At 50.7% G+C, this 6,754-nt stretch carries 10 protein-coding genes; 9 read left to right on the plus strand and 1 reads right to left on the minus strand.

Annotation, left to right across the window (positions count from 1 at the left end):
* Positions 1 to 699 (plus strand): ABC transporter permease subunit (locus R3177_RS12035; protein ID WP_318971274.1); only part of this gene is annotated, 699 nt, incomplete at its 5' end.
* Positions 699 to 1,640, plus strand: a complete 942-nt coding sequence (locus tag R3177_RS12040; RefSeq protein ID WP_318971275.1) for an ABC transporter ATP-binding protein — start codon at positions 699 to 701, stop codon at positions 1,638 to 1,640. The genes R3177_RS12035 and R3177_RS12040, both read left to right, overlap by 1 nt.
* Positions 1,641 to 1,652: 12 nt before the next feature.
* Here the strand turns inward: R3177_RS12040 and R3177_RS12045 are convergent, their stop codons facing one another.
* Positions 1,653 to 2,945 carry an MFS transporter gene (locus R3177_RS12045; protein WP_318971276.1) on the minus strand — a complete coding sequence of 431 codons (1,293 nt, stop codon included), beginning with the start codon at positions 2,943 to 2,945 and terminating at the stop codon, positions 1,653 to 1,655.
* Positions 2,946 to 3,141: 196 nt separating this feature from the next.
* Between R3177_RS12045 and R3177_RS12050 the strand changes: the two genes are divergently transcribed.
* From R3177_RS12050 to R3177_RS12080, 7 genes are all read left to right on the plus strand, one after another.
* Entirely contained in the window at positions 3,142 to 3,588 is a 447-nt protein-coding gene (locus tag R3177_RS12050; protein WP_318971277.1) for an NfeD family protein, read from the plus strand.
* Between the two features lie 27 nt (positions 3,589 to 3,615).
* Positions 3,616 to 4,554, plus strand: a complete 939-nt coding sequence (locus R3177_RS12055) for a stomatin-like protein (protein ID WP_318971278.1) — start codon at positions 3,616 to 3,618, stop codon at positions 4,552 to 4,554.
* 23 nt (positions 4,555 to 4,577) lie between these two features.
* A complete protein-coding gene (locus R3177_RS12060) occupies positions 4,578 to 4,934 on the plus strand; it encodes a hypothetical protein (protein ID WP_318971279.1) in 357 nt (118 codons plus the stop codon).
* Between the two features lie 66 nt (positions 4,935 to 5,000).
* Positions 5,001 to 5,336: an aspartate/glutamate racemase family protein gene (locus tag R3177_RS12065; RefSeq protein WP_318971280.1), complete on the plus strand. Its 336-nt coding sequence runs from the start codon at positions 5,001 to 5,003 to the stop codon at positions 5,334 to 5,336.
* A 107-nt stretch (positions 5,337 to 5,443) separates the two neighbouring features.
* Positions 5,444 to 5,860, plus strand: coding sequence for a hypothetical protein (locus R3177_RS12070; RefSeq protein ID WP_318971281.1), 417 nt, complete (start codon positions 5,444 to 5,446; stop codon positions 5,858 to 5,860).
* Positions 5,857 to 6,054, plus strand: a complete 198-nt coding sequence (locus R3177_RS12075; RefSeq protein ID WP_318971282.1) for a helix-turn-helix transcriptional regulator — start codon at positions 5,857 to 5,859, stop codon at positions 6,052 to 6,054. Before R3177_RS12070 ends, R3177_RS12075 begins: the two co-directional genes overlap by 4 nt.
* A 93-nt stretch (positions 6,055 to 6,147) precedes the next feature.
* On the plus strand, positions 6,148 to 6,754 hold a 607-nt coding region (locus R3177_RS12080; protein ID WP_318971283.1), incomplete at its 3' end, for an MFS transporter.

Here is a 6,754-nt window from a genome sequence, read left to right on the forward strand (position 1 = left end):
CGATATGCCATTGCCCCTGCCAGTGACATTCTGCAGGAACCCAACTTTCAGAAATCGCTGACAGCGGCCTTTGGTATGCTGGGCCTGCACCAATTATTAAACTGGCCGGCGCCGGAACTGACGCTGTACTGGATGCTGAGCCTTGTTTTACTCCCGTTATTCAGCCTGGTATTTACTGCCAATCAATTGTCGGGCGATGCAGCGCGCGGCACTTTACGTTTTATCAGCCTGCGCAGCAGTCGCACCGCTATTGTGCTGGGCCGTTTCTGCGGCCAGTTATTGGTGCAGCTTTGCTTGATCCTGTTATCGCTGACCGCAACACTGATCATCAGCACGGTACGCCAGGGCAGCATCAGCTGGCAGGCTATTGAAGCCGCACTGCTAATCAGCTGTCATCTGGTGATTGTATTAATGCCCTTTACTGCGCTAATGACAGTATTTTCAGCCTGGGCACGCTCATCGAGGCTGGCACTGAGCCTGGCCATCGTCACCCTGGGCGTGGTTTTTGGCCTGCTGAGCTGGCTGATTTACCATCAGCCTGATGCTGCCTTTTTACTGGAGTATATGCCGGGCGCCCAAATCTGGCAGCTGATGCCAGCGCAAGGCTGGCAAAGCCTGCAACTGGCTGCCTTACCGTTAGCCCAGACAGCGGTTTTACTGCTAATCGCCCAGCAAATTTTAAGCCGGAGAGCACTGTAATGAACAACCCCATTATCAAAGTAAATCAGTTAGTAAAAAGCTACGGCCGGCAGAGAGTACTGAATAATATCAGCTTTGAAGTAAATCAAGGCGAAACAGTGGCATTAATCGGTCAGAACGGCGCCGGTAAAACGACCTTGTTCAGTCTGCTATGCGGTTATCTTAAAGCGGATAGCGGCAGCATGCAGCTATTGGGCGAGCAGCCCGGTAGTCAGGCTTTATTTGGTAAAGTAGCAGCACTGCCGCAGGACGCTCAGCTCGACCCGGCGTTTAGCATTGGTGAGCAACTAAGCTTTTATGGCAAGTTACAGGGCTTAACGGCCCGGGCAGCCCGGGCCGAGACTGAGCGAGTGCTGGCGCTGGTTGATTTAGCCAGTCATTACCATACCAAAGCCGGTGCGCTTAGCCACGGTATGCGCAAACGGGCTTGCATGGCACAGGCTTTTATCGGCTCTCCGGCCCTGATTTTACTGGATGAACCCACCGCCGGACTGGATCCGGCCAATGCCCTGCATATCCGGGAACTGATCAGCGATTTAAGCCGGCAGGCCAGTTTTTTAATCAGCTCTCATAACATCTTCGAGCTGGAACGCCTGTGTAATAAAGTATTGTATCTGCAGGATGGCAAGTTACAGCAGCATCATGCCCAGCCGAGTGAAAACACAGCACATCTAAGCCTGCAGCTGATAGCCGGTAAGGATGCTGCTGCAGTGGATACCAATGAAGTCTGCCAGCAACTGCGACAATTGGCCGGGGTTAAAGAAGTGACCGCCGGGCGCAATCATGAATATCAGCTTAGCTATCAGCCCCAGGTGGTAGATGATTTTGATATCCGGTTACTGCAATGTCTGGCCGCCAATGGCTGGCAGTATAAACAGCTGAGCAAAGGCAAAAGTCTGGAGCAGCAACTGTTTGCCCGCAAAAAAGCCGCTATGGTCTGATGGCATGACCGCTTAGTCAGAACCTGATACTTCTGGCAGTTTTAACGCGCACCACAACCCCGCCAGGCAACTGGCGGCAAAAAACCACAGCACGGCCACTAATGACCACCAGGCAATCAGGCTGCTGATTGCCCCGACCACTAACAGCAATACGCCTATAATGGTGTTACTGACGGAGACATAGTCAGTACGCTTATTGCCTGATGCCATATCCAGTAAATAGGTTTTGCGACCGACCCGTACTCCGGCATAACCAACACTTAACAGCAGAAAAAGTGCCAGGTAACCGTACAGGGGTATCTGGCCGGTTATCATCTGCAGCGTTGCCAGCACTGCGCATCCGACCAGCGACAGCGCCGCGGCAATCATCAACACCTGACGGCTGCTGCGATCTGCCAGTTTTCCCCAGAACAGGGCGCTAAGCGCTTTTGCCAGACTGGTACAAATTAAAAACCAGGCCAGGATCTGGCCGGCGCTGTATTGCTGCTGTGCCAGCGTAACCAGAAACGGCGAGACCAGTGCCGAGCCCAGTAACAGCGCCCGGCAAAGCAGAAACAGCCGGAAATGATGATCACTTTTCAGTAAGCTCATATTCTGCCAGGCCATTTTAAGGGCGTTGGCGCCGCCGTCTGTTTCACCGGGCTGCTCCTCCACCTGGCTGAAAATCAGGGCGGCGCTCAGCCACAGCAGGCCCGCAGCCACCAACAGCATAATATAAATCAGCAGATTATCGGGCTCCTGAAACAGCAACCATCCCGAAACCAGTAACGTCAGCACGCCAGACACAGTACTGGCGATGCCGGTCAGCTGGCCGCGCTGACCTTTAGGAACCGTTTTACCTTTGACATCTTTCATTGCTACTGAGCATAAGCCGCGACCCAGACTAAACAGCACCAGTAAACCGATAATCGCCAGACCGGCCGCCACGCCCTGCCACTGACTGACCGCCAGCGCCATTGCCATTACGCAGCTGCCCTGAACAATGCTGCCGGCAATCCAGAATGTTTTGCGAATGGCATAACGCCGAACCCAGGCACCAATCAGTAATTGCGGCAACATAGAACCCGATTCACGAATCGGTACCAGCCAGGCGACCATTGCCGCCGGCGCGCCTACCACACTCATCAGCCAGGTAAGTACCGTCTTGGGACTGGTCAATAAGTCTCCCAGGCTTAACATCAGCTGGCTGATAAGCAACAGCACAAAGTTTTTCGGTACTCTGGTGCAGGCACTGTCGGGAATATCCCGGCAGGCGCGGGCATCTTCTTCATTCACCAGTAATTCGTATATTTTTCGCTCTGCCATTACTTAGCTTCTTCTTTTCTTGTAAAACAAAGTCTATTCAATCTACCAGTCTTTGCCGCAGCCTGCACGTTAACCCCCCGCTGTGGGTCGTCATGCTTTGTTACAATCGAGACAGCAGCAAGCTATTAAATAGATTGACCCTTTTATCTAACATCAGTTAATGTTCGTGGCTGAATCAGCCATACAGGATAAAGCTATGAGTGTCGCAATGATTTGGATCATCGTGGGCGTGCTGCTAATTCTGTCAGAATTGCTGGCAACCAGTATTGTGGCGGTGTTTCTGGGTATAGGTGCCATTGTGGTCGGGGTTTTATTGCAGCTTGGCTGGATAGAATCGGCCACCATGCAATACCTGGTTTTTGGTATTGTCAGCCTGGCCCTGTTACTGCTGGCCCGTGGCCATTTTAAGCGCTGGTTTACCGGCTATGTGGCCGACAGTGGCGAGCAGCCCAGCCGGCTGAAAGATGATATTGGCAACCGGGTCATTGTGCTGGCAGATTTCCAGCAGGGCGCAGGCCGGGTTGTTTTGAACGGGGTGCAATGGGACGCTCGTTCCAGCGAGCCATTAAAAGCAGGTGAAGTTGCCTGGGTCATTGCCAATGAAGGCATTCATTTAATCGTATCAGCCCGCCAACCGGTGTAATGGGCAGTTTAAAAGGGAAAAGCTGAGATGGAACCAATAAATATCCAAACAATACTGACACTGGGCTTTGCCGTTGCAGTCGTTATCACCATCATAAAAACCGCCCGGGTGGTACCGCAAAAATCAAATTATGTTATTGAGCGGCTGGGTAAATATTCCCGTACTCTCGATTCCGGCTTTCATATTTTAATTCCGTTTATTGATAAAGTAGCTTACACCCACAGCCTGAAAGAAGAGGTTATCGACGTAGAGCGCCAGACCTGTGTCACCAAAGACAATATTCAGGTGGGTATTAACGGCGTCCTCTATTTACAGGTGGTCGACCCGCATAAAGCCAGTTACGGCATTAACGATTACCGCTATGCGGCCTCGCAACTGGCGCAAACCACGATGCGCTCGGTGATCGGCCAGACAGACTTAGACAAAACCTTCGAAGAGCGCGCCAAAATTAACGAAGAAGTGGTTAAAGCGCTGGATGAAGCCGCTTCACCCTGGGGCATTAAAGTGCTGCGCTATGAAATTTCCGATATCGAGTTACCTCTGAGCATTAAAGATGCGTTAGAGCAGCAAATGCGCGCCGAACGCGAACGCCGTGCCGCCATCGCCAAATCGGAAGGTGAACGTCAGGCCATGATTAACGTCTCTGAGGGCCAGAAGCAGGAAGTCATTAACCTGTCAGAGGGTGACAAGATGCGTCAGATTAACGAAGCAGAAGGCCGGGCGCGCGAGATTGAGCTGGTGGCCATTGCTACCGCTGAAGGTATCCGCCAGATTGCTGAAGCCATTAACCACCCCGGTGGTCAGGAAGCGGTGAGTCTGCGGGTGGCCGAGCAATATGTTAAAGAATTCGGCAACCTGGCAAAAGCTAACAATACCATGATAGTACCGGCCGAACTGGCCAATATCGGTGGCGCTGTCGCCGGTCTGACTGAAATACTGAACATAGCGCGGCCCGCTGCTAAATAGGGCTGCAGCCCAAGGAGTAATTTATGGCAACCCAACAAGATTTTAATGAAGCCCTGCTGAAAATGGCGATTTTAATGTACCGGATTGACGGCAAAATACGCCTGAACGAGCAGGAACTGCTGGATGGTATGACGGACAGCCTGGACTGGAGCGGCGCTAACAGCATTACAGCAGTTCAAAACCAGGCGACAGCAGATGCCCGCCAGGCTATCAGCAGCAATCAGGTTGAGGGATATTTAGCCAATCTGAAACCTGCGCTGTTATTCGATAAACAAAAAGCGCTGGATACCGCCAGAGAGCTGATGCAAAGCGACGGCGAAGAAGCCGGCGAAGAACGCAAGCTGTACGATCAGCTGCTGCATTTACTGATGGCAGACTAAGCTAAGTTAAGCTAACAAAGCCAAAGCCAGCGTCGTGCTGGCTTTTCCATTTTTAGGGCAACTACCATGAAAACAATTGGCTTGCTAGGCGGTATGAGTTGGCAATCGACCCTTCCTTACTACCAAATTATTAACGAAACCGTTAAACAGCAACTCGGTGGCCTGCACTCGGCTAAAGTTGTTTTATACAGCGTTAATTTTGCCGAAATTGAACAAATGCAACGCGCTGGCGACTGGCGAGCTGCCGGCCAGTTGCTGGCAGAGGCCGCCAAAAGCCTTGAAGCGGCCGGTGCCGACTTTATTGTGCTTTGTACCAACACCATGCCCAAACTGTGGCTGAACTGGCGTTGCGGTAGCAAAAATGCAAACTGCTATTTTGACCTAACTCAGCAATATCTATAACGCTTTACATAATGACAAGTATAGTTGACAAAATCATACCTCTACTCTACCCTGAAATAGTCAAGCGAACTTTACCTAAAGTTAAACATACTTTACGAGGCATTATTATGAACGACCCAACACAGACTACCTTAGGGCAGCGCTACAACGCGTCTAAAAAATCATTATTTGTATGGACTCTCGGATGGTTACTATCGTTGGCCTTGTTTGCGTTTGGCCCCAAGCTTATCTGGGACTTTAACGTGACCATCAGTCTTTCTATTATTGCTGTTAATGTTGTTTTTGGTTATCTGATGATTATTGCTAATAAAAAATATTTGGATGGTTTAGATGAACTGCAGCGCCAATTACACCTGAATGCGATGGCGATATCCCTGGGAATCAGTATGGTATTCGGTGCGATATACGGCCTGCTGGAGCCAGCGCGGTTACTTGAATCGACTCCCAACCCTTCCAACATATTGTTTGTAATGGGCATTACTTATTTCGTAAGTCTGGTACTTAATTTTCGGAAATACCAATGAAGAACCGTTTAAAAGTATTGCGGGCTGAGCGCAACTGGACCCAATCTGATCTGGCAAAAGCACTGGATGTTTCCCGTCAAACCATCAATGCCATAGAAACTGGCAAGTTTGATCCCAGTTTGCCTTTGGCGTTCAGGGCCGCCAGGGTGTTCGGTTTGGCAATTGAACAAATTTTTGATGATAGTGATAACTGATCATCGTCGTCAGAGAGCCGGATACCTGTGCTTGCCTGACGGGTTATCAGACACTATGGTTAAGCTATTGTTTTATTGAAAGTGAGCAGGCCCGTGTTTTTAAGACAAGCGTTATTGCCCATTTCATCGTTATTTATTTCTATTGCCTTTCTGGCTACAGGCTACGGCATGCTGATGACTTACATCGGCCTGTATTTAAAGCAGGCCGGCCTGTCGGAAATGGTCATTGGCATTATTAACTCGGCATTTTTTCTGGGCGCTTTGCTGGCGGCGGTGTTCAGTCAGAAGTTAATTGTTACTGTGGGCCACGCCCGCAGTTTTTCGGCATTTTCTGCGCTGATGGTCATGGCGTTTCTGGGCCATACCTTGTATTTCGACCCCTGGCTGTGGGCTGGCCTGCGTCTGCTGTCCGGCTTTGCCTTTTATGCGCTGTTAATTGTGCTTGAAAGCTGGCTGAATGAAAAAAGCAGTTCAGAGGACCGCGGCCGGGTGCTCGCGGTCTACACGGTAGTGTTTTTTCTGGCCACCGCTATCGGTCAGCTGATTTTAGGCATGGACGTAGCATCGCATCTGGTGTTTGTGCTGGGCTCAGTGCTGGTTTTGGCCTCACTGTTTTTAGTGGCGATTACCCGGATCAGCCAACCAGTATTAGCACCATTTGAACGCTACAGCCTGCCAAAAGTGTTGCATATTGCGCCGC

The organism is Arsukibacterium sp. (genome assembly GCF_033722355.1).
In the GTDB taxonomy this organism is placed as follows: Bacteria; Pseudomonadota; Gammaproteobacteria; order Enterobacterales; family Alteromonadaceae; genus Alishewanella.